The organism is Streptomyces sp. NPDC003027 (assembly GCF_053591435.1).
Genome location: NZ_JBSFTU010000071.1, coordinates 1 through 20,931 on the forward strand (window position 1 = coordinate 1; position 20,931 = coordinate 20,931).

A 20,931-nucleotide genomic window follows, 5' to 3' on the forward strand; every position below is an offset into this window, starting at 1 on the left:
GTTGCTTGACCGGAGACCACCTCACTATCGATGTCCTGCGGTACCCGGGCCCAAGACTTCCGCCCGGGCGATCCTGATGGCGCTTCGTTCCTCCGCTTCTTCCCTCGGTGATCAACTACCTACAAACGGGAACTTCCTCCCGCTGCTACTGCATTACTGCGTACTGCTGGTGATGCGAACCGCTCAAGTGACCTGTGACAGCGCCACTCTTCGGCAGCCAGCCCCGTCGCCCGTCCCGCGTCTACTCTGGCTTGGAACCCCACTGCCGAACTTCCCGGTGCGCGCGTCCGCAGCCGACGCCTTCACCGAGGTACCGCTCACTGACTTCACTGCTGGGTACTGCCCCTATGGTGGCGGCCCCTGATCACTGCGGGCCACCCGGTCCGGCCGTCAGTCCCGTCGCCGTCCTGCAACCACCCTGGCTTCGAAACTCCACCACCGCACCGCCGTGCGAACTGCAACTGCGGGTACTGCTGCCCGGCAGTTCGTCTCTGCCGGGCCCTGCGGTCCTTCTGGGGTACGGGAGAAACATAACCACATCACTGCTCAATGTCTACTCTGGCCGACGTAGATTTTCGCGTGTTCGACAGGGAGGTAATCGCCCTCGAACAGTGATGGGTGCCGGGACGAGCCGGGTTGCCGGTCCTGTCTGCCCGGGGAACAAGCCCCGGGCAGACAAGACCGGACGTCAAGGATGTGGAGACCGGGGTGCCCTGGTGGATACGACGAGCGCCAAAGTCGTACCCCTCCGCTCGGCGACATCCGTAGCCGGCGCACGCGACAGCACCCGGAAGTCCCTCGAAACTCCTCCCAGCGGTCGCCCCGAGGCCGCCGAGACGGTGGTCCTGGTCGTGTCCCAGCTCGTCACCAACGCCCTGTGCCACGGCGGCGGCACCTGCGCCCTGGACCCGACCACGCATCCGGACAGCGTCAAGGTGGCCGTGCACGACCCCAGCCCTCAGGTGCCACGCATGCGCACCCCCAACTGAGCGGCGGCACCGGAGGCTTCGGCTGGCCCATGGTCAACCGGCTCGCCCCGCGCCGCCGCCGTGACCCGCCAGGCCATCGGCGGCAAACCCGTAACCGCACTCCTCGCCCGCTAGCACCACGGCGCCGGCGCAGCTGGTCAGCGGAGCGTGCGGCTGTGGCGGCCGGAGCGCCGCAGGTGCATCCCGGGATGGACGAGGGCGGCGGAGAACAGCACGATGCCGATGACCAGCAGGGAGAACAGCCCTTCGGCGACGGCGCCGATGATGCCCAGCACGATCGCCGCGATGACGAGGATCAGGGACAGCGTCATGGGTCAGACACCTCCTCGGTGAGCCGGTCAGCGGCGGGCGAGTTGCCGGTCACCGTTCGCGCCGGGCTGGTAGGACAGGCCGTAGCACCGCCCGGCCCGGCGCAGGGCTGGGCCGGGCTGGGCTGCGCCCGGGATAGTCCCCCACCCTCACCGTCGCGTTCGCCTATTACTCCAGCTGTAGATCCTGATCTTGCCTGGTGTGAATCAACTGGGCGACCGATCCAGATCATGGAAGGATGCCTGTTTCAGGACAGGGGAAGCAGGGCGGCATGGGACTGGACTACAGCTACGAGATCTTCATGCCCTCTCGGAACGTTGGGAGGGCACTGACCCGGCTGGCCGAGCTCGCCCCCCAAGGCCGCGACACGCCGCCGCTTCGGGTGACCCTGCCGGGCGGAGAGCAGTTGATCATGCCGTTCACCTCGAACTTCAAGAGCGAACCGGTCGACTGTTCAGCAGGCGGCACGCTCGAACTGGACACCTCGATCGTCATCGGCGTCGACGACGCGATGCGCGAGTTATTCCTCCGCGGTTCCGACAGGGTCGACGAGCGGGGACGGGTGTCGGTCGGGTACATCTACCTGACTGTCAGGTTCTCCCCCGCATGGCACCCAAACTTCGCGTCACTCCAGTTCACAGCCGCTACCTCGAGCATGAGCCGGATGTTCGTGCAGTCCGCGAGCGTAAGGAAGGTGTTCACCGACCTCACCGCCACCACCGGTGGTGTGTGCTGCCTACTCGACACCGAGACCGACATCTTCGACATCTGCTGGCTCAACGGCGAGACGTTCAGTGGCGAGACTGTTCCTGGCGCCCGGTTCTCGCGCTTCCACGATCTCGTCGCCGCCTGGCGCGAGCCGGTGGAGTAGCACGGGACGACGCTCGCACGGGATACGGCATATCTGCCCGGTCAACGCTCAACTGGTTAACCGAAGCGCTCAGTCACTGGGTGAGGCCGGTCCACAGACGGAGACGGCTACCGTTGATCATCGTCGGTTGTGCGGACAAACGAAGATCAGCCGGTGGCCGTGGGCCACAGCGTTGCCCCTGCCCGCTGGCAGGCAATATTCGAGGGCCTGATGGCCAGGGTCGCGGGCCGGTTCGCCCGGGTGGAGCCGCGCCGCCGGGCACGAGCGTTCGTGCTGGGTCTGCTTGCCGACCTGCCGAGGAAGAACTGCTGGACGATCGCCGAGCACGCCGGGCCGATGAATCTCCGACTCAGGTCACTAGGGGGATGACGGTCGCACCGGGCGACGTACGAGTCTCCGCTGTCAGCCGTCGGCAGGCCGCTCAAGGGCAAGGCGTGCTCATGTGGAGGGCTTGTTCGCCCGATGACGGTGTGCCGCAAGTAGCGGTCGTGTCCAGTCCGCAGAAGGTGAATCCCATCCGCTGGTAGGCGTGGATCGCCGGGGCGTTGATGTGGGTTACTTCCAGCTAGATATGCCCGGCACCGGACTCACGGGCGAACTTGACGGCGTGGCCCATCAGGGCGCGGCCGACGCCCTGGCCGCGATGCGCCGGAGCGATCTCGATGTCCTCGATGGCCAGCCGTCGGTTCCACGGAGCGTACGAGACAGTAGCGAAGCCTGCCAGACTACCGTCGGTGCCGTCGGCGACGAAGGTACGGCTGTTCGAATCCCCCTCGGCCGCGGGGGCGTCGTCTGTGCTCTCGGCTGGGAAGACCTTGCGGATGGGTGGGTCCACCGGGATCTCCTGGAGGGCGAACCCGTTCTCGGCCCTCCGGGCCGCGCTCCATCTCCACGCCAAGCGCGGCCAGTCGCCCCACGATGTGCGCGCCGAGCGATTCCCGGGCGACATCGAGGTGGCGCAGCGCGGTCCGCGCTTGTGCGACCGGCCCTCAGGTGACGGCACCCGGCCTCCACGCACTCGGTCATGAGCGGGCTCGTCGGCCTGCGGCGCGGACCGGAACGTTCGTGACCGCTCGGGGACCGGCGACGGGAGCTGTATGGGCAGGGCACCGGTATATGAGCGACGGAACGGGGCACGCGCATGCCGGAGGTTGATACGCAGGAGGCGGAGAGCCGCGCCCCGGTACGGGGAGGCCGCCATCGAATCCAAATTAGGAGATGTTCGTACGTGACTGAGAACGCGTGGAATTACCGGCCGTCCTTCAACTACGCAGTCGGCACGGACCTCACCGGCTACAAGGTGGAAGCGGTCGACGGAAGCATCGGCAAGGTCGACAAGCACTCGGAAGAAGTGGACGATGCCTACCTCGTGGTCGACACCGGTATGTGGATCTTCGGCAAGGAGGTACTCCTGCCCGCGAACACGATCTCCCGCATCGACGAGGAGGACGAGAGGATCCACCTGGACCTCTCCAAGGAACAGATCGAGAACGCCCCCGAATTCCACCGCGAGAAGGACGTAGGCGAGGTCGCGTACCGCGACCAGGTGGCTTCCTACTACGAGCACACGGGCGGCACCGGCCCGCTGTAGGGCAGGCGCTGCCGTGCGGCCGGCTCCCTCCCTGATCTCCGGACGGACCGGAAGCCAACGCCACCACCGGATGCGGCAGGCGGCGTTCCGTTGCCCCAGTTCGAGGGTGAAGCCGAAGCCTTCCATCCTCTTGTGAAACCGCCTCCCGTCGTTTGCCGCTCATTCCGGGTCTCGCGGGGCGGGGGAGGATCTTTTCCTCCGTCCAGGCTCCCTTCTCAGGCAGCGGCACTGCGAGAGCCGCACAGGAGGGAGCAGAGCCCGGCTCATGCACACACACGAAGAGAAGCAAGGCCCGCCGAAGAGCGTGAAAGGGCAGGCTCCGCGGCGCCCGGGGCCCGCAGCTGCCTGAGAAGCCATGGACGCCAAAACGGTAGGCGGACCGCCTGATAGGTAGCGCACATCGGGGTACACGGGTCGGCATGGCACCGAAGACCGACAACATGATGTCCTTGCGGGCCGTACGGCAGCTGCGCCGAGTCCGCGCTTTCTACGCGGCAGGTGTTCTGCTGTGGGCGGCCGCGGCGGCCTGGACGGGATGGACCCTTCCCGGGAGCCGGCAGATGTGGGTTTCCGTCCTTCTCCTGGCCGTCTTCACCGGCCTGCTCGGCACAGCGTCCCTGTGGCTACGACGCCTCCAGGCAGCCACAGGAAACAGGCCGGCGCATCACGCTGCGCCGCGGCGGCAGGCAGTCACCGCACGCCATGCGAACGCCTGAACCCGACCCGCGCAACACTGCGTTCCGGCGTACTGGCGACTGCCTGCCCTCGGCTGCCGGCCGTGCGCACGCGAGGAGAGATGAAGCCGTCACCACTCACCATCCGGTGGCACGTCAGAGACAGGTCAGGACGGGTTCACCGCAGAGAATGCGGGAAGCAGTCGACACCTCAGCTCCGTCCTATGTGAGGAACCGCCATGACCACCTTCGTCATCACCGTCCCCGGCACGTTCATTCCGGACATCACCGACCCCGCGCGCTCGGCTCTCGAACGGAAGCTGGCCTCGCAGCACACCGATGTCAGTGAGAGTGAAGGCCTGAACCTTTTCACGCTGAACGAGGACAACACCTTCTCCGTCCGCCTTGAGGTCGACGCCCCAGATCGGTACGAGGCCGAGCTGGACGCGACAAGGCTCGTCTCAGCCGCGCTGCGAGAAGCAGGGATCGCCGAAGCTGATGCCCCGCTCGGCCCGCCCGCCGTCACTGGTATCGACAGCGACCTCTGATCCTCTACTCGCTGCAGCGGACAACGACGCCCATGCCGTAGGAGGGTGTGGCCCGCGTCTGTTCCTCGTGTGGACCGGCCGCCCCGGGCCCAGCCGGTGGGTTTTCGGCGCCCTGGCGCATGCGGGGCATGTGCGGGCGGAGGTTCCAAAAAGGTCCGGCGGACGCCGGCGGAGGTGACCGGCTGGGTGGGCCGACGTGCCTCACGGGTGACGTAGAGCCCCCGGCTCGCCGCTCCAGGTCGACCAGTCAGGCGGCTTCGTCTCGGTTCGCTGCGTGAACCAACTGGGGCGAAGAGCCACCGTGCTTCCCGGGCTGCTGACGCCGGTTGCGGGCGGCACCTGCGGAGTAGATCGCCTGTCAGCGCGGTCGCCTCGAAGCGAAAGGCGGCGGTTCGCGCCTGAGCGGCGCCCCGTTCGACCAGGCAGGCGGAAATGCCGACGACCCTGATCCCACCGTCCCGCTCGGGATGGTTCCTCGGCGCCCCGGACCGCGTCCCAGCCCCGGTGACGCTTCGCGGCGTACCACCGAAGCGGTTCTGGCACCCTGGCGGACTGGATATCGGCGCCCCGTGACAGGAACCGACGTGACGCGTTGGCACTCATGCTTCATGGGGATCCCGGACAGCGCGCAGTGATCGCTCCTCCCCGTCCCCCACGGCACACCCCACGCGTGTGCCGTTTCCGATGAGACGAGAACGAGGAGGTCACGTGCCCCTGTCGACGCACCGACGTCTGGCCATGAGCGCCACCCTGCTCGCCGCCCTCGCCGGCGGACTTGCCCCCGCCACCGCGGCCTCCGCGGCACCGGCAGCCCCCACGGCCGCTGCCGCCCCCGCACCGGACCCGGACATGGAGGGCGTGACCGCGGCTTTGAACGCGGCCATGGCCAACGGCGCTCCGGGCGCGATGGCTCGCTTCACCGGTCCCGACGGCGTCCGGACGCGCACTGCCGGCGTCCGCGACCGCGTCTCCGGCGCCGCCATGGACACCCGGGCACGCTTCCGCATCGGCAGCGTCAGCAAGACCTTCTCCAGCGTCGTACTGCTCCAACTGGTCGACGAGGGACGGCTGGAGCTCGACGCACCGGTCAACCGCTACCTTCCCGGACTGCTGCCCGACGACCGCATCACGGTCCGCCACCTGCTCACCCACCGCAGCGGCCTGGCGGACTACACCGAGGCCATGTTCGCCCAGACCGTGCCCGGCTTCGAAGCCGTGCGCAACCGCGTCTTCACCTACCAGGAGCTGGTCGATCTCTCGCTGGCCGAGCCCCGCACCACCGAGCCCGGTCTGGCCTACAAGTACTCCAACGCCAACTTCGTCGTCGTCGGCATGCTCATCGAGAAGGCCACGGGGACCTCGGTCGCCAAGCAGTACGAGCGGCGCATCATCAAGCCGCTGAAGCTGCGTCATACCTCCTACGTCCACCCGGACACCCGGATCAAGGGAGCGCACGTACGCGGCTACCTCCACCCCGACGAGGAGGGGGCGCCGCTCGTCGACTCGACGGAGCAGACCGCTTCCTGGGCCCAGACGGCCGGCGCGGTCATCTCCGACCCGGCCGACCTGAACACCTTCACGACCGCCCTCATGCGGGGCAGGCTGCTCTCGCCCCACATGCTGGACGCCATGACCACGGTCACCCCGACGGACGCCGCCCAGACCCGCTTCTACGGGCTCGGGCTGCGCCGCTACGACCTGTCCTGCGGCGTCCAGGTGTACGGGCACACCGGCACCGTGCAGGGTTTCTACACGTACGCCTTCGCCACCCGCGACGGCCGACGGGCGCTCTCCGCCATGGCGAACACCTCGAACCGGGGCGCGGCGAACACGGCGCTCGGCGGGACACTGGAGGCGGCCTTCTGCGGGAAGAAGACCGCGCCCGCGGCGTCGTCGACGAAGAGGCCGCGCGAGCTCTCCACCCTGCCGGCGGAGTCCGACCTGCCCGAGCGCCGCTGAAGCCGGCCTTGGAGCTCCTCACGGAATCGTCTCGCCGAGATGGCTGGATCGCTCCGGGACTGTTGATCCGGGGATGTGGGGTGGCTCGGCCGAAGCCATGGGACGTCGATGACGAGTGGTGAGCGGCCGCCCCCGTCCATCGGTCACAGGTGGGACGCGAGGGCTGCGCTGGCGCGGAGGTGGTGACGCCGGCAGGACTTCTCCGCGACGAGGGTCCTGACCGGCATCAGCTGCTCCACGGCTCGCGTTCTCGGGCGCGCGGAAGTCGGAAGACGTCCCCAAGACGGCTCGACAGGGCGTCGTGCCGTCTTGGGGACCCTTTCAACGCCCTGACTGGGATCAACAGGCGACCGACCCCCAGCACACGATCCCGGTCAACAAGCGTGTGCGCCGTCGCCACCGTGACCCCGCCCCGTGAACATCGTTCGCGTGGCATGAAGAACACCAAGCGCGCATGCGCCGCCGTTGCCCTCACTGCGGCCGCTCTCGCCCTTTCCGGAGCGTCGCAGGCCGTGGCCGACACTCCTGGAGGGGACGGACTCCTCAACGCCGTGGGTATCGCGGGAGCAGCCGAAAGCAACGAGGACTCATCCCCCCGTCACCACATTGTCGGAGGCAACGACCAGCAGCCCTCCAGTGACAGCGCCTCCGAGCCGATGACAACGATCAGCGCAAATACGTCGGACCAGAGCATCGGGAGCTGAACACCCAGACAGCAGTACGCGGACATGTTTCTCGCCGAGCTCGGTGGGGGGCTGGGGCTTCGGCACCCCGCGCCGAGGCGAGGCGGGAGCCCCCTGCATGCGTCTTCCCCAGGAGACAGCACCGCTCGCGGCCGGACGGCGGGGGCGCGGCCGTCTACGGCGGGAGTGCCCGGCCCGTCGGGCCAAGGCAGAGGGCCTTGGACTGACAGAACGCCGTCGAACAGTCAGTATGACCTTCATGAGTAATGCAGAGATACCCGAGCAGCCGCCGATCTACCGCGGATTGGTGAAGGAGCGCGGTGACGTTCTCGTCGAGGCGCGTGAGGTGGCGGAGCAGGCTGAGCGTCAGGCGCGGCAGGCCTTGGACTGGAGCGACATCCGGTTCTCGCGGCAGCAGAGAGAGGAGCAAGCATTCTCTCCGTTCGGCTAAAGGCCAGCTCTGCCTAGGCAGAGTCGACGGCACCAGTTCAGTCCGCTCGCTGCCTCCGCCGCCCACCCCCCAGCGCACCTGAGGGGTGGGGTGGTGGAGGAACCGCTCGACGATCGGGCCTGAGCCGCGCGGGTCCGGCACTTCGTCCAGCCTCCCCGGGCAGCCGGAGACATGTGGACCCGCCGCCGGAAACGTCGGCCGGGCTGAACGGGCCGGCTGGCGGCGCGGCCGCGGTCAGCCACCCAACAGGACCCTGGCACGCTCCACGAGCAGGGGCATCAGTCGCTCACGCCACGTGTCGAGGTGGACCATGCCGCTGGACATCCCGCCGTGGGCGTACTCCCCCCGGTAGACGGCCGAAAGCTCGGCCTCGGCGAGGTCGAGACCCACGAGCTCGCCGAACACCGCCCGCAGCAGGGCGATGGCTTCATCGACCGACGCCGGGACGTCCGTCCCGGACAGGCGGTCGCGCATGGCCCGCCACAGGTGAGGGTCGCCCCGCAGACCCCACGGGGTCGGCTCGGGGTCAAAAAGGACAGCCATGGTCGCGACCGCTGCCTCGTCAGGTGCTTCATATGCCATGGTGACAGTCTCACAAAGCCGCGGTCGCCGGTGCCAGGGGGGTCGTGGAGCGCTCCGGGGCCCGGTGGGGCGTGCGGGTTGACTGAGTTCCGCAGCTCTTGACGGCGCACCGCACGTCGCTGGTGTGGTGGTGCGGGTTCCGGCGCCGGGCTCACCGGACCGGCCGGGACCGGGACGGGACCCACCGCCCGGGCGGAGCCGCGATGAGCGGCCCCTCCCCCACGCCCATCCCCCGGCCACGCGCGCGTATACGCCCTTCCGTAGCGGGCACACGGCAGATGTCGCGTGTCATGCGGGACGCTGCTGGCCAGGAAGGACGTCATGGGCACGGTGGTACACGTTCCGCAGACGCGGGACATGTCCGGCGAGGAACTCTCCGGAGACGAGGCGTTCACCGCACTGCGGCGCTACGGCGGTCGCACACTGCTCATGGACTCGTTCGCCCGTTTCCGGTACGCGGACGGCTTCAGCTCCGCCCGGTCCCTGGGCTATCAAGTGGTCCTCGGCATCGTCCCGTTCACCATCGCTCTCGTCGGGGTGGCGACGACCATGCACACCGAGAGTGTCGGTCAAGCCATCGAGCTGACCCTCGCCCGTATCGTGCCGGGCGCCAGTGCGGATCTCGTACGGCAGGCGCTCGCCGACACCCGGCACAGCGCCGGCGCGGACATCGCGGGGGCCGTGGCCATGTGGCTCGGTCTCGGCTTCGCGGTTCTCAACCTCGCCTCGGCCATGGGGCAGATCGAGCGAGGCTGCAACCGCATCTACGGTATCGAGCGGGACCGCCCCTTCCTGGCGAAGTACGCCAGAGGGGTCCTGCTCGCCGTAGGCGCGGGCCTGCCCCTCGGGGCGGGCTTCCTCGTCATCGTCGCCGGTCCCGAGATCGGTGAGTCCGTGACGCGGGCCCTACGCTGGCCGCCGTCCCTGCTCGACTGGTGGCAGCCGCTCCACCTCCCGGTCGGGGTGCTGCTCGCGGCAGTCGCATCCGCCGTGATCTTCCGCTGGGCTCCCCGCCGTGACCAGCCTGGTTACACCTGGCTCGTCTTCGGGTCGGGTATCCATCTTCTTCTGTGGGTCGCCGCCACCTGGCTCCTGGGTCTCTACATCGGCGGCAGCGGATCCTTCGGAGCGGTCTACGGCCCTCTGGCGGCCTTCGTCGCCCTGCTGCTGTGGGCCAATGTGACGGGCATCGCCCTCTTCCTCGGTATCGCCTTCGCCGCTCAGCTGGAAGCCGCACGAGCGGGCATCGAGGAACCGGTCCACCCTGACCCCGGTCCGGGCGCCTGACCCGTCGCGGCATCCAGGGCGTAGCGCTCCCGTACACCGCGTCCCATCGGTGCCCTTCATGGAGCGACTCGTCGAGCGGGAGGCCTGACCTGTGGGAACCGGGGTATCCGGTGAACCGGATCAACCCCCACGATCAAGGAGTCGCTATGCCGTCCCACGATGTCGTCGAGGCCATCCTGGAGGACCACCGCCGCATGGAGGAGCTCTTCCGTACGATGCGCAACGTCGAAGCCGACCGTGCCGCCGCCCTGGAAGAGTTCGCCCACCTCCTCATCGCGCACGCCTCGGCCGAGGAGGACGAGGTCTACCCCGCTCTGCGGCGCTACAAGAACGTGGACGACGACGACGTCGAGCACAGCGTCCATGAGCACCAGGAAGCCAACGAGGCACTGCTCGCGCTGCTCGAGGTCGACGACCCGACCTCGGAGGAGTGGGACGAGAAGCTCGAAGAGCTCGTCACGGCGGTCAACCACCACGCCGACGAGGAGGAACGGACGCTCCTCAACGACGCGCGCGAGAACGTCAGCGACGATCGCCGCGCGCAGCTCGGCACGGCCTTCCACCACGCGCGCGCGAAGTACCTGGAGTCCGGGTGCGGCAGTGTCGAGAACGTACGCGAGCTGGTGGCGTCCAGCAGGGACTGAGCCTTCTCGATGCTTCTTTTGGCGAACGCGAGAGGGGCGAGAAGACTTCGCTGGGACCGTGAACGACTGATCGACTGGCGTCCGCGGCAACGCCCCTGGGCGGTGAGATCTCCACCGGTCCAGGGGCGTGCTGGTCTTGGGAGGCGCTGCTGGGTGGCACATACCGGCCCTCCCACCCCCGGCCCCCCACCCCGCGTGGAGGGCCTCTTCAAGGGGGTCGGGCCCTGCGGTGTCGGCCGGTTCGGCGTCAGTCGCGGTGGTTCTTCTTCGGCGGCTTGGCCTTCACCGGCCGTGGCCCGGGCTCGTCCCGTACGGGACCCTCGGCGGCCTCGCCCCGCGGGCTGCCGGGTTTCTCCCGGGCGGCGGAGGAAGTCGGATGGTCCCGCTTGCCGGCCGCCGAGCTCGGTTCCGTGGCGGACGCGGCCTCCTCGGCGGCAGGAGGAGACACCGTTCCCGAACGGGAGACGGAGCCCGGTGCCACCGAGGAGGAGGACGGGCTCGGGTGGCGTTCCCGAGTCGGCGAGGGTTCGGTCTTCCCCTCTGTCCCGGCCGAGGTGGACTCCGACTCGGTCGCCGCCCGGCGGGGTGGCTGCGAGGCCACGCCCTCGCCTTCGGAGGGCAGACCACCGATCGAGCCGGTCAGCGTGACGCCGAGCACGGCCAGCGTCGCCCCCGTGGCAAGCAGGGCGCGCCGGGAGCGGCGGAAAGCGGGAGCCGTGGGCAGCGGGGGGCCCTCCCCCGGTAGGGCCGCGAGCACCGGCCCGGCCGCACCTGCCCGGCCGCCGACCGACTCCGACCGCAGCGTGTCGTCCACCGCGTCCCCGTCCTCACCCGCCTTCCGGAGCTCTCCCGCTGGGGCAGCCCACCGGGAGGACGACGCGGAAGCCCCGCCCGGCATGGCGGCCAGTGCCTGGAAGCAGGCGTGGGCGTCGGGCCTGCTGGTCTCGTCCTGAGCCGTCATGGCCTCCAGCAGCTCGACGAGATCCGCCGGAAGGTCCGCGGGAATGACCGGGGGCCGGTGCAGCCGCGCGAGGGCGGACTCCAACGGTGCACCCCCGTACTCCAGATCGCCCTTCAGGGATTCGAGGAGTACGAGACCGAGGCTGTAGACGTCCGCGGCCGGCGCCGCTCCTTTGCCCAGCACCTGCTCCGGAGCCATGTATGCCGCGGTTCCCACGAGGGTGCCGGTGGCGGTGTGGGCGGTGGTGTCCAGCAGCCGGGAGATGCCGAAGTCGGTCAGGTGCGGGGCGCCCGTCCCGTCCAGGAGGATGTTCGACGGTTTGACGTCGCGGTGTACGACACCGGCCGCGTGCACATGGGCGAGCGCCGAGGCCAGCGCGGCCCCGATCCTGGCTGCTTCGGCGGGCGCCAAGGGGGCCGCGGCGATGCGTCGGCGCAGCGTCATCCCCTTGATCAGCTGCATCACCAGGTAGGGCCGTCCGTCCTCATGGCCGGAGTCGTACACGGTCACCAGGCCGGGGTGCTGCATCTGGGCCAGCAAGCGGCCCTCGCCGTCGAAGCGCTCCTCCGTCTGGGACTCACTGCCCGGCCGGAAGATCTTCACCGCCACCGGCCGCCGCAGCCGCAGATCCCATCCCTCGTACACATCAGCCGCGCCCCCGCGCCCCAACAGGTCCTCGAGCCGGTAGCGGCCGGCGACCACGTGGGCCGTGAGCCGGAGATCCGGTCGGACGGACCACTGACGGACCTTCATCTGTGCTCCCTGCGTTCCGTTGTCACCTGCCGCTCAGCGCACGCCCACGTTGGTCCATGCCTGCCGATGTCTGACCGCTCGGCTGCCGGGCGGCGGCGGCCGGCGCCGTACGGCCCCGGCCGCGGATCCGCTCCCGTGTGCGAGCACGGAACTACGCGTGCCCCCTGAACCCCGGGACATCCGTGCGGACACCGGAAAATCGGTGGGGGACGGGAGAACGCCCGGACCGCCCGTGCCCGCCCGGGAGGGACGGACGTCACTGGGCCAGCTCGTCGGCCACGTCCTTCACCGTGTCCAGCGAACTCGCCAGCGCCTCCCGTGACGCGGCTCGGGCCCGTCGCAATCTCTCGTAGCCGTACCCGGCGAAGGCCACGGCCCCGATGCCGTACGCGGCGGCCAGCGCCCCTGTCACACGCTGCGCCGGCCACACCCGCTCCAGCGCTCGCACCGCCGACTCCTGAGCGGCCAGGAGGGCCAGTACGCCGAGCACGCCGCCCGCCCCCAGAGCCGCCGAGCCACGGCGCCCGTCGGACACGGCAGCCACCAGCTCCGCCTTCACCTCGTCGATGTCCTCGCGGACCCACTCGATCACATCTTGCGACAATGCCTGCATGCCTTCCCGGTACCCCCGACGCGGCCCGGCACGCGAACGGGCCGCCACTCCCCCGCCCGGCCACGACGGCCGCGGCGCCCTGGGCAGGCCGGCCACGGGGAGGAACCGAGACCGGCTCCGAGCCTAATCACCGCTCGCGTTGCCGCTGTTGCCGCTGCCGCTGCCGTTCAGGCTCCGGCGCTGATTCTTGTTCGCCTGGCGGAGCAGTTGGCCGAAGGCGAGCGTCACGCCCGCCACGACGCGGACCCAGCGGGGTCCGCCGCGCTCCGCCCACACCACGCACACGCATCCGCCGACGGCGAGCGCCAGGACGCCGAGAAGTACCAGAACCGTCATGTTGCCCACCCCTGCGTCGGTTGTACGGTCCCGGAGATCCTCGCAGATCAGCGTCAGAGGCCGTATCGGAGTGGTCCGTTACGGCCGCTGGAACCGATGCGGTGGTCAGCGCATCACGGACGAGAAGTTGTCCAGCTGGATCCACGTCACCTTGTTCGTCGTCTGCGGGCCGAAGACCGTGAGGACTCCCTGGGTGCCGGCCTCGACGCGGACCGCGTTGATGCCCTGGCTGTTGTTGCGGGGGCAGACGCCGCGGGTCACCTTGGGCGGGCGGATCGTGGCGGGCAGGGTGCCCAGCTGGCTGTCCGTGGTGAAGGAGCAGGTGACCGCGCCCCGCAGTTGCAGGTACTCGGTACCCGCGAGTCGTATCACGCGTGCCTGTACCGGGGCCGCGGCCTCGGGGGTCACGCCGGGCGCCGGGGTGACCGGTGTCCAGTCGACCACGACCTGGCACCCTTCCACGACGTCCGCCGCAGCGGCGGGTGCGGCCGACAGCAGCGGTGCGCCGACGGCGACGGCGGGGGCGGCGAGAGCGGCGCCGAGCAGGGAGCGGCGGCTGGTGGGGCGGGGGCGGTTCATGCTCGATCCTCCGGATCGGGTGGGGCGGGGAAGCCGGTGGGCGGGTGTCCGGGGCGGCGTGCCGTCATCGCCAGGCGGCCGAGACGCCGTCGAGGTCGATCCAGGTGACGGCGTTGTCGGTGGTGGCTCCGTACGCCCAGAGCGCACCGAGGACGTCCGCCTCGATCCGGCACACGCAGCGTCCGGACTGGTTGTTGCGGGAGGCGTTCTGCCGGACGGGCCGCGTGGGCCGCAGCCGGTGCGGCAAGGTGGCGATCTTGCGGTCCGCCGTCAGGCCGGGGGAGCACGTGAGGGTGCCACGCAGCTGGAGGTACGTCGTGCCGCCCAGGGCGATCAGCCGGCCGCGCGGGTGCTGGGCGCCGGGCGCGACTCCGGTCTCCGGTGTGAGGTCCTCCCAGTCCGACAGCACCTTGACGCCGTCCACCGCCGGCTTCGTCGGGTACCAGCTGATCGTGACGTCGCGCGCGTACTCGGTGTCGGGGACCGTGTTGCTGAACCCGAACAGCAGCCGGGTCTCCTGGGTCTTCGGGTCGACCTCGACGGCGAGTCCCTCCGGTTCACGTCGTGTCAGGCCGTCGGCGCCCGTGACCACCTGGCGGTCGAGCCGCTCGCCCGTGGTCCACGAGTACGAGGTGAGGAAGGTGACCCCCGGGAACTCGCTGGGGATGGTCGGGTCCTTGTCCTTGTCGTACGGCGCCCACTGGTAGACGTACAGGACGTCGCCCAAGGCGGCGAAACCCTGGAAGGTGAGCTTCGGCTTCAGGGGGTGGGGCGACGGCACGGCGGGGGTGGTGTCCTCGCCCGCGGGCACGGTGAACGTCGAGCCTGCCGGGACCCATTCGCCGGCTGCGGCCCTGGTCAGGTCGTAGCGGGTGAAGAGGCGATTGCCGTCCTTGTGGTACATGACGGTCAGAAGGCGGTTCACCGGGTCGGTCGAGGGCCCGGTGCCGGCTGTGCTTCCGGGCGCGGTGAACTTCTGCTCCTGCGGAATGGTGGCTCCGTCGAGAACCGCGCCGTCGACGAACCGGAACCGCGTGACCGCCTTACCGAAGGCCGTGCCGCTGCTGGTGACATGGAGCGGGCCGACCTCGGTCCACAGGTAGCTGTCGCCGCCGACCGGCTCCACTCCCATGGCGAGGCCGTGGCCGAAGCCCTTCAGGTGCATGTGGCCCGTGCGCACGCCGGTCTGCCGGTCGATGCGGTTGAGGTACATGTTGCCGGCCGAGGCCGTGGCCGAGCTCTCCACCTGGAGCACGAAGATGTGACCGTTGACGGTGTCCGTCGCGATGGCCTGCGGGGCCGGGTTCTTCACCAGGTCCACGGTCTGTATCAGCCTCCCGGTCACACCGGACAGGTCGATGCCGTTGGCGTCTGTGTAAGCCATGTTCCCTCCCCTGGATCCTCCCTGGACCCATTCCGTACGATGATCACATGCGGTCATGCGCCGTCGGCCTGGGCCCGGCTGACTGGCCGGCTGGGGAAGATGCGTACGGGTGCCCCGCGCGCACTGCGGTGAGGAACCCGCTCACGCCTGGTTCGGCTGCTCCGTGGGAAGGCCGGCGGTGTGCGCGGCCTCGGCAAGTACCTGGCGCAGCATCTCGGGGGTGAGCCGGCCGGTGAACACGTTGCGCTGGCTTACGTGGTAGCAGGCGAACACCGTCAACGACGGGCCCCGTCCGTTTACCGGCGCCACGGTCATCCGCCGGCCGTGGCCGAACGCGGGGCGCGGCCGGGGCACGCGCCAGCCGGCCTCCTCCAGGGCGGACTGTGCGGCCTGCCAGCCGAAGCCGCCCAGTACGACGACGGAGCGCATCGTCGAGCGCAGCAGCTGCAACTCCCGGGCCAGCCACGGGCGGCACGTGTCCCGCTCACCAGGTGTGGGGCGGTTGGCGGGCGGCGCGCAGTGCACCGGCGCCGTGACCCTGACCCCGTACAGCTCCAGCCCGTCGTCCGGGCTCGTGGCCGTTGCCTGGGAGGCCAGGCCGAGCTCGTACAGAGTCGCGAACAGCAGGTCGCCGGCGCGGTCGCCGGTGAACATCCGACCCGTCCGGTTCCCGCCGTGCGCGGCGGGCGCCAGCCCGCTGATCACCATGGCGGCGTCTTCGGGCCCGAACCCGGGCACCGGTCGCCCCCAGTACTGCCAGTCGAGGAACGCGGGACGCTTGGCGAGGGCGGTCTCCTCACGCCACGCCACGAGGCGTGGGCAGGCGCGGCACCGCACCAGCTGGGTGTCCAGTTCGGCCAGGGTTCGGGCGGCGTCCGCGGCCTGCCGCGGGTACTCCGGGGACAATGATCGACCACTTTCGAGGTGACGGGTTCCTGATCGGGTTCAGGGAACCAGATACCCCCGCTCCGGCCCGGGAGGCGGCATATCCGCAGGCCGAGGCGCGCCCCTCGTCGCCGGGTGTTTCGACGACTCGGCGACCCCACCCTGTCCCCGAGGTACGGCCGGGTGGCCGCGGTTGTCAGCACACGGCGTCATCCGGCCAGCAGTGCGCACACGAAGTCCTCCTGTACCGCCCGCACCTGGGAGAGCAGTGCGGGATCCGTCGTCTCCGTGATCTGAGCGGTGAGGCTGAACGTGAGCGAGCGGCGGCCGTCCGCGGTCGCCACCGCCAGCTGCGTGTAGCCCAGGGTGTTGCCGGTGTGGCCGTAGACCGTTCCGCATCGGGTGGTGTAGCGGAAGATCGCCAGGCCCACGGCGTTGGCTCCCGGCCCCGGTGGGGAGGAGTTCGCTCCTTCGACGAAGGTCAGCTGTTCTCGGCGAGTGGGCGGGGAGAGGAGCCGGCCTCCCGCGTAGCCCCGGATGAAGCGGTTGAGATCCGCGGGGGTCGAGACGCTGCCGCCGGCGGCCCACACGTAGGACATGCTGTAGAACTCGCTCACGTCCTCGGGCGGGCCGGGCGGCTGGACGTCGTAGCCGTGCAGGTAGGGCTCCGGCATCCGGGAGCCTCTCGGAAGGCTGGTGTCGCGCAGGTCGAGGGGCCGGTACACGAGGCGGGCGAGAAGGTCCTCGTAGCGCTCGCCGGTCACCGCCTCCGTCATCAGAGCGACGGCGATGTTGTCGGAGTTGGAGTAGGCGTACCGCGTGCCCGGTGCGAAGGCGAGCGGTTCTTCGGCGACGAAGTCGAGCAGGCGTCGTGAGTCGACGACGCGTTGCGGGTCGGCCGTCAGGGTGGCTGCGAACTCCGGGTCCTCGGAGAAGTCCGGAAGGCCGCTGGTGTGCTGGAGCAGCTGTCGGAGCGTCACCCTGTGCCATGCCTCGGGCAGGCGGGGAAGGATCCTCCCGATCGTGTCGTCCAGGTGGAGCTTCCCCCGGTCGACCAGCTGGAGCGCGACCGCACCGCTGAACATCTTCGCCGTGCTGGCGAGCCGCATGTGATCGGTGGGCCGGGGCTGCCGATCGGTGCCCACCTCCGCGACACCGGCCCGCAGAACGTGCCGTTCCTCGCCCCGCTGGAGCACCGCGATCGCTCCCGGCGGTCCTCCGGAAGCACGTACCAGCCGTTCGAGGCGTTCCCGAAGCGCGCCGGTGGCCTGCCCGTCTCCTCCCGCCGCCGTCGCGGGCGGGGCGATCAGCCCGCAGATGACGGCGGTGGCCGTGGCGAGCAGGGTCATCGGGCGGTATCCGCGTCGTACGGGACCGACGCGGCCCTGGGCGCGGGTACGGCCCGGGCGCGCGAACCGTGGCATGGATGGCTCCTCTTGTACGCGGCGAACGGCTCAGGGGGCGCCGCCCGACCGGGCGACCCCCGTCAAGCGTGGCGCGGCACCGGCGCTTCGCCACCCGCTCGTGCTCCATCCAGCGCCTTCGCCCACCCGTATCGGGGTTGTGGGTGGTTGCTGCCGCGTGTGGCCGCGGCGGGGCGGTGGCCTGGGATGCGGGCCGCCGGTACGCCCTCTCGTCGATCACAGTGCGGTGGGGCGTTCCGGTGTACGGCCGTGCCGGCGCGCTCGCGTGCGCCTCCTTCTGCGCCGGGCGCTCGCCGGGGTGGGAGAAAACGACCGCGCGCTCGTCAAATCAAGTGAATTCGGCCTGGTCTGTGTTGGTAACGCCTGGATCATCGGGCACGTCTCCCCCCAGCGCTTCTCGCCGTTGAGAGGGACATGCATGACGAGTCACACCACCGAAGCCGAGCTGGAGAGCGTCCTCCACCAAGCGCTGGAGGCCACAGGCACCGACGCGCGTTGGACGGCCCACACGGACGAGATGTGGTGCCGTGTCGCGCCCCGGTCGGGGTCGCGGCGCGATCAGGGCTGGAAGCTGCACGTGTCGGCGACGGCCGCCTCCGCGCCCACGGTCCTCGCGAAGGCCCTGGACGTACTGCTGCGGGAGGAGTCGGCGTTCAAGTTCGCCCGGTCGCTCGACCAGGTGAGCGCGCTCAACTCCCGAGCCACGCCCCGAGGGAGCTCGGGCAAGTTCATCACCGTCTATCCGAGCTCCGACGCCGACGCGGCGCGGCTGGCCGAGGCGCTGCACCAGGCCACGGCGGGGCTGGCCGGCCCCCGGATCCTGTCCGACCAGCCCTATGCCCCCAACAGCCTCGTGCACTACCGCTACGGCTCCTTCGTCGCCCGGCGGCGGCTGTCGGACCACGGCCTGCTGGTGTGGTTCATCGAGGACCCCGACGGCAATCCCGTGGAGGACAAGCGCACAGGTCAGTTCTCTCCGCCGCCCTGGGCGGTCTGCCCGTTCCCCGCTTCGGTGCCCACCCCGCCGCGCGCGGAGGAGACGGCGGGCAACCCGGTGGTGCTCGGCGGCCGTTTCGCGGTGCGGGAGGCGATCCGGCACACGAACAAGGGCGGCGTCTACCGGGGTACCGACGTCGACACGGGCGCCGACGTGGTGATCAAGGAGGCCCGGCCGCATGTGGACGCCGACGTCTCCGGCCGCGACGTCCGCGACTGGCTGCGCGCCGAGGCCCGGACGCTGGAGAAGCTCAAGGGCCTGGGGCTGGCGCCGGAACCGCTGAAGCTGTTCGAACACGGCGGGCACCTCTTCCTCGCCCAGGACCAGGTGCCCGGGGTCACCCTGCGGACCTGGGTCGCGGAGCACTTCCGCGATGTCGGGGGCGAGCGCTACCGCGCCGACGCGCTGGCCTTGGTCGAACGCTTGGTGGACCTGGTCGCGACGGCCCACGCCCACGGCTGCGTCCTGCGGGACTTCACGCCCGGCAACATCATGGTCCGCCCGGACGGCGAACTGCGCCTGATCGACCTGGAGCTCGCCGTTCTCGAGGGCGACACTCCCCTGCCGACGCGTCTGGGAACCCCCGGCTTCAGCGCCCCCGAACGGCTGGCCGACGCACCCGTCTCCCCGACGGCCGACTACTACAGCCTCGGTGCCAACGTGTGCTTCGTCCTGGCCGGGAAGGTGCCGAACCTGCTGCCGGAAGAGCCTGCCGGACGGAGCTCGGAACAGCGGCTCGCCACCTGGCTGACCGCCTGCGCCGGGTCGCTGCGCCTGCCGGACGGCCTGGCGGACGGCCTGGCGGACATGGTCCTCGGTCTGATGAAGGACGATCCCGCCGAGCGCTGGGACCCGTCCACGGCCCGCGAGGCCCTCAAGCGGGCGATCCCGGCGCAAGCCGTCGGCGACGCCGTGGCCGACCCGGTCCTGGACGACGGCCCCGGCGATCCGGTGGCCCGGATCGTCGACCACCTCGTCGAGTCGATGACCCCGGCGGACGACGGACGGCTGTGGCCGGTGTCCACCACGGCCGGGGAGGCCGACCCCTGCACCGTGCAGCAGGGCGCGGCCGGTGTCCTGGCGGTCCTGACGCGGTACTTCGAACTCACCGGCGACCCGCGCCTGCCCGAGCTGATCTCGACCGCGGGCCACTGGATGGCACGCCACACCGACACCCGCTCCACCCGCCCCGGCCTGCACTTCGGCGGCCGCGGGACCGCCTGGGCGCTGTACGACGCCGGACGCGCCATCGACGACCGTCGACTCACCGACCACGCGCTGGCGCTGGCCCTGGCGCCGCAGGAGTCCACGCCCAGCCACGACATCACTCACGGTACGGCGGGCAGCGGTCTCGCCGCCCTGCATCTGTGGCACCGCACCGGTGACGCGCGGTTCGCGGAACTGGTGGTCGACGCCGCCGACCGGTTGGCCGCCGCCGCACAGCGCGAGCCGTCCGGAGTGAGCTGGGCGGTTCCCGCGGAAGCGGTTTCCGAGGAGGCCGGCAAGCGCTACCTCGGCTTCGCCCACGGGACGGCCGGCATCGGTTGCTTCCTCCTCGGCGCCGCGGCCGTCTCCCAGCACCCGCGGCACATGGAGCTGGCCGTGGAGGCCGGCGGGCACCTGCTGGCCAACGCCGTACGCGTCGGCGAGGCGGCCCAGTGGCCCGCCCAGGCGACGAACCTGCCCACAGCCCCGTACTGGTGCCACGGCTCCGCGGGCATCGGCACCTTCCTCGTCCGGCTGTGGAAGGCCACCGGCGACGACAGGTTCGGCGACCTCGCCCGCCGCGGTGCGCACGCCGTCGCGGAGCGCGCCTCGCGCGCCGCCCTCACCCAGTGCCACGGGCTGGCGGGCAACGGTGACTTCCTCCTCGACATGGCCGACGTCACAGGTGATCCCGCCTACCGCGACATGGCGGAGGAGCTGGCCCGCCTCATCCTCGCCGAAGGGGCCCAGCGCCACGGCCACCTGGTCTTCCCCAACGAGTACGGGGATGTCTCGACCAGCTGGAGCGACGGATCCGCCGGAATCCTGGCCTTCCTCCTGCGGATCCGCCACGCCGACCCCCGGCACTGGATGGTCCAGATGCCGGTTTGAGCGGCACGCAGTACTGCCGCCACCCACCGAAAAAGGAGAACCCATGGAACACCAGGACCTTGAGCTGCTGGCCCGTCTCCACGCCCTTCCCGAGACCGAGCCCGTCAGCGTCGACGCGGCCGCGGGCTCCCAGACGTGTGACTGCATCGGTCTGCTGACCCTGCTCCAGACCGTCTGCATCGGCGTCAGCTGCGCCTGAGTCAGGCATCACCCTCCGGCCTCCAGCATCACGCACCGGCCGTCGCGCGGGTCGCCGAGCCGGCCGAGCGCCATCGAGAAGCCCCGCTCGGTGGCCCCGTCGCGCCAGTCGTCGG

The 20,931-nt window shown here is 70.3% G+C and carries 18 protein-coding genes and 3 pseudogenes; 11 read left to right on the plus strand and 10 right to left on the minus strand.

The window, feature by feature from the left end; translation table 11 throughout:
- Positions 1-716 precede the first annotated feature (716 nt).
- Positions 717-1,103, plus strand: a pseudogene (locus ACWDX6_RS29850) (ATP-binding protein).
- Between the two features lie 23 nt (positions 1,104-1,126).
- On the opposite strand, the gene ACWDX6_RS29855 reads toward ACWDX6_RS29850, so the two are convergent.
- Positions 1,127-1,300, minus strand: a complete 174-nt coding sequence (locus tag ACWDX6_RS29855; RefSeq protein ID WP_451487995.1) for a hypothetical protein — start codon at positions 1,298-1,300, stop codon at positions 1,127-1,129.
- Between the two features lie 269 nt (positions 1,301-1,569).
- Between ACWDX6_RS29855 and ACWDX6_RS29860 the strand changes: the two genes are divergently transcribed.
- A complete protein-coding gene (locus ACWDX6_RS29860; protein ID WP_451487996.1) occupies positions 1,570-2,169 on the plus strand; it encodes a hypothetical protein in 600 nt (199 codons plus the stop codon).
- Between the two features lie 210 nt (positions 2,170-2,379).
- Positions 2,380-2,502 (plus strand): annotated as a pseudogene (locus ACWDX6_RS29865) (IS701 family transposase); the annotation flags it as partial.
- A gap of 88 nt (positions 2,503-2,590) precedes the next feature.
- Here ACWDX6_RS29865 and ACWDX6_RS29870 read toward each other — a convergent pair.
- Positions 2,591-3,034: pseudogene (locus tag ACWDX6_RS29870) on the minus strand (GNAT family N-acetyltransferase); the annotation flags it as partial.
- A 363-nt stretch (positions 3,035-3,397) separates the two neighbouring features.
- Between ACWDX6_RS29870 and ACWDX6_RS29875 the strand changes: the two are divergent.
- The 4 genes from ACWDX6_RS29875 (at position 3,398) to ACWDX6_RS29890 (ending at position 8,075) form a co-directional block, all read left to right on the plus strand.
- Positions 3,398-3,760 carry a PRC-barrel domain-containing protein gene (locus ACWDX6_RS29875; protein WP_451487997.1) on the plus strand — a complete coding sequence of 121 codons (363 nt, stop codon included), beginning with the start codon at positions 3,398-3,400 and terminating at the stop codon, positions 3,758-3,760.
- Positions 3,761-4,673: 913 nt separating this feature from the next.
- Positions 4,674-4,982: a hypothetical protein gene (locus tag ACWDX6_RS29880; RefSeq protein ID WP_451487998.1), complete on the plus strand. Its 309-nt coding sequence runs from the start codon at positions 4,674-4,676 to the stop codon at positions 4,980-4,982.
- A 738-nt stretch (positions 4,983-5,720) separates the two neighbouring features.
- Complete coding sequence (locus ACWDX6_RS29885) at positions 5,721-6,941, plus strand: serine hydrolase domain-containing protein (RefSeq protein WP_451488011.1); 1,221 nt, start codon at positions 5,721-5,723, stop codon at positions 6,939-6,941.
- A gap of 942 nt (positions 6,942-7,883) precedes the next feature.
- A complete protein-coding gene (locus ACWDX6_RS29890) occupies positions 7,884-8,075 on the plus strand; it encodes a hypothetical protein (RefSeq protein WP_451487999.1) in 192 nt (63 codons plus the stop codon).
- Between the two features lie 234 nt (positions 8,076-8,309).
- Here the strand turns inward: ACWDX6_RS29890 and ACWDX6_RS29895 are convergent, their stop codons facing one another.
- Positions 8,310-8,618: a hypothetical protein gene (locus ACWDX6_RS29895; protein ID WP_451488000.1), complete on the minus strand. Its 309-nt coding sequence runs from the start codon at positions 8,616-8,618 to the stop codon at positions 8,310-8,312.
- Positions 8,619-8,978: 360 nt separating this feature from the next.
- On the opposite strand from ACWDX6_RS29895, the gene ACWDX6_RS29900 reads away from it, so the two are divergent.
- On the plus strand, positions 8,979-9,944 hold the full coding sequence (locus ACWDX6_RS29900; protein ID WP_451488001.1) for a YihY/virulence factor BrkB family protein: 966 nt from the start codon (positions 8,979-8,981) through the stop codon (positions 9,942-9,944).
- Positions 9,945-10,090: 146 nt separating this feature from the next.
- Entirely contained in the window at positions 10,091-10,588 is a 498-nt protein-coding gene (locus tag ACWDX6_RS29905; RefSeq protein ID WP_451488002.1) for a hemerythrin domain-containing protein, read from the plus strand.
- Positions 10,589-10,835: 247 nt separating this feature from the next.
- On the opposite strand, the gene ACWDX6_RS29910 is transcribed toward ACWDX6_RS29905, so the two are convergent.
- The 7 genes from ACWDX6_RS29910 to ACWDX6_RS29940 all read right to left on the minus strand — a co-directional run bounded on the left by ACWDX6_RS29910 (position 10,836) and on the right by ACWDX6_RS29940 (position 17,523).
- A complete protein-coding gene (locus ACWDX6_RS29910; RefSeq protein ID WP_451488003.1) occupies positions 10,836-12,302 on the minus strand; it encodes a serine/threonine-protein kinase in 1,467 nt (488 codons plus the stop codon).
- Between the two features lie 256 nt (positions 12,303-12,558).
- Complete coding sequence (locus ACWDX6_RS29915; protein ID WP_403294278.1) at positions 12,559-12,915, minus strand: phage holin family protein; 357 nt, start codon at positions 12,913-12,915, stop codon at positions 12,559-12,561.
- Positions 12,916-13,038: 123 nt separating this feature from the next.
- Positions 13,039-13,251, minus strand: coding sequence for a hypothetical protein (locus ACWDX6_RS29920; RefSeq protein ID WP_451488004.1), 213 nt, complete (start codon positions 13,249-13,251; stop codon positions 13,039-13,041).
- A 105-nt stretch (positions 13,252-13,356) separates the two neighbouring features.
- Complete coding sequence (locus ACWDX6_RS29925; protein ID WP_451488005.1) at positions 13,357-13,830, minus strand: hypothetical protein; 474 nt, start codon at positions 13,828-13,830, stop codon at positions 13,357-13,359.
- A gap of 64 nt (positions 13,831-13,894) precedes the next feature.
- A complete protein-coding gene (locus tag ACWDX6_RS29930) occupies positions 13,895-15,214 on the minus strand; it encodes a hypothetical protein (protein ID WP_451488006.1) in 1,320 nt (439 codons plus the stop codon).
- Between the two features lie 141 nt (positions 15,215-15,355).
- Positions 15,356-16,120, minus strand: coding sequence for a uracil-DNA glycosylase (locus tag ACWDX6_RS29935; RefSeq protein WP_451488007.1), 765 nt, complete (start codon positions 16,118-16,120; stop codon positions 15,356-15,358).
- 188 nt (positions 16,121-16,308) lie between these two features.
- On the minus strand, positions 16,309-17,523 hold the full coding sequence (locus ACWDX6_RS29940; RefSeq protein WP_451488008.1) for a serine hydrolase domain-containing protein: 1,215 nt from the start codon (positions 17,521-17,523) through the stop codon (positions 16,309-16,311).
- 418 nt (positions 17,524-17,941) lie between these two features.
- Between ACWDX6_RS29940 and lanL the strand changes: the two genes are divergently transcribed.
- Complete coding sequence (lanL, locus tag ACWDX6_RS29945; RefSeq protein WP_451488009.1) at positions 17,942-20,617, plus strand: class IV lanthionine synthetase LanL; 2,676 nt, start codon at positions 17,942-17,944, stop codon at positions 20,615-20,617.
- 43 nt (positions 20,618-20,660) lie between these two features.
- Positions 20,661-20,816 carry a VenA family class IV lanthipeptide gene (locus ACWDX6_RS29950; protein WP_451488010.1) on the plus strand — a complete coding sequence of 52 codons (156 nt, stop codon included), beginning with the start codon at positions 20,661-20,663 and terminating at the stop codon, positions 20,814-20,816.
- Positions 20,817-20,931: the final 115 nt, after the last annotated feature.

Coding starts and splice junctions, on each gene's coding strand:
- ACWDX6_RS29855 (WP_451487995.1), bottom strand. CDS start 1,300: ATGACGCTGTCCCTGATCCTCGTCATCGCGGCGATCGTGCTGGGCATC.
- ACWDX6_RS29860 (WP_451487996.1), top strand. CDS start 1,570: ATGGGACTGGACTACAGCTACGAGATCTTCATGCCCTCTCGGAACGTT.
- ACWDX6_RS29880 (WP_451487998.1), top strand. CDS start 4,674: ATGACCACCTTCGTCATCACCGTCCCCGGCACGTTCATTCCGGACATC.
- ACWDX6_RS29885 (WP_451488011.1), top strand. CDS start 5,721: ATGAGCGCCACCCTGCTCGCCGCCCTCGCCGGCGGACTTGCCCCCGCC.
- ACWDX6_RS29890 (WP_451487999.1), top strand. CDS start 7,884: ATGAGTAATGCAGAGATACCCGAGCAGCCGCCGATCTACCGCGGATTG.
- ACWDX6_RS29895 (WP_451488000.1), bottom strand. CDS start 8,618: ATGGCTGTCCTTTTTGACCCCGAGCCGACCCCGTGGGGTCTGCGGGGC.
- ACWDX6_RS29900 (WP_451488001.1), top strand. CDS start 8,979: ATGGGCACGGTGGTACACGTTCCGCAGACGCGGGACATGTCCGGCGAG.
- ACWDX6_RS29905 (WP_451488002.1), top strand. CDS start 10,091: ATGCCGTCCCACGATGTCGTCGAGGCCATCCTGGAGGACCACCGCCGC.
- ACWDX6_RS29910 (WP_451488003.1), bottom strand. CDS start 12,302: ATGAAGGTCCGTCAGTGGTCCGTCCGACCGGATCTCCGGCTCACGGCC.
- ACWDX6_RS29915 (WP_403294278.1), bottom strand. CDS start 12,915: ATGCAGGCATTGTCGCAAGATGTGATCGAGTGGGTCCGCGAGGACATC.
- ACWDX6_RS29920 (WP_451488004.1), bottom strand. CDS start 13,251: ATGACGGTTCTGGTACTTCTCGGCGTCCTGGCGCTCGCCGTCGGCGGA.
- ACWDX6_RS29925 (WP_451488005.1), bottom strand. CDS start 13,830: ATGAACCGCCCCCGCCCCACCAGCCGCCGCTCCCTGCTCGGCGCCGCT.
- ACWDX6_RS29930 (WP_451488006.1), bottom strand. CDS start 15,214: ATGGCTTACACAGACGCCAACGGCATCGACCTGTCCGGTGTGACCGGG.
- ACWDX6_RS29940 (WP_451488008.1), bottom strand. CDS start 17,523: ATGCCACGGTTCGCGCGCCCGGGCCGTACCCGCGCCCAGGGCCGCGTC.
- lanL (WP_451488009.1), top strand. CDS start 17,942: ATGACGAGTCACACCACCGAAGCCGAGCTGGAGAGCGTCCTCCACCAA.
- ACWDX6_RS29950 (WP_451488010.1), top strand. CDS start 20,661: ATGGAACACCAGGACCTTGAGCTGCTGGCCCGTCTCCACGCCCTTCCC.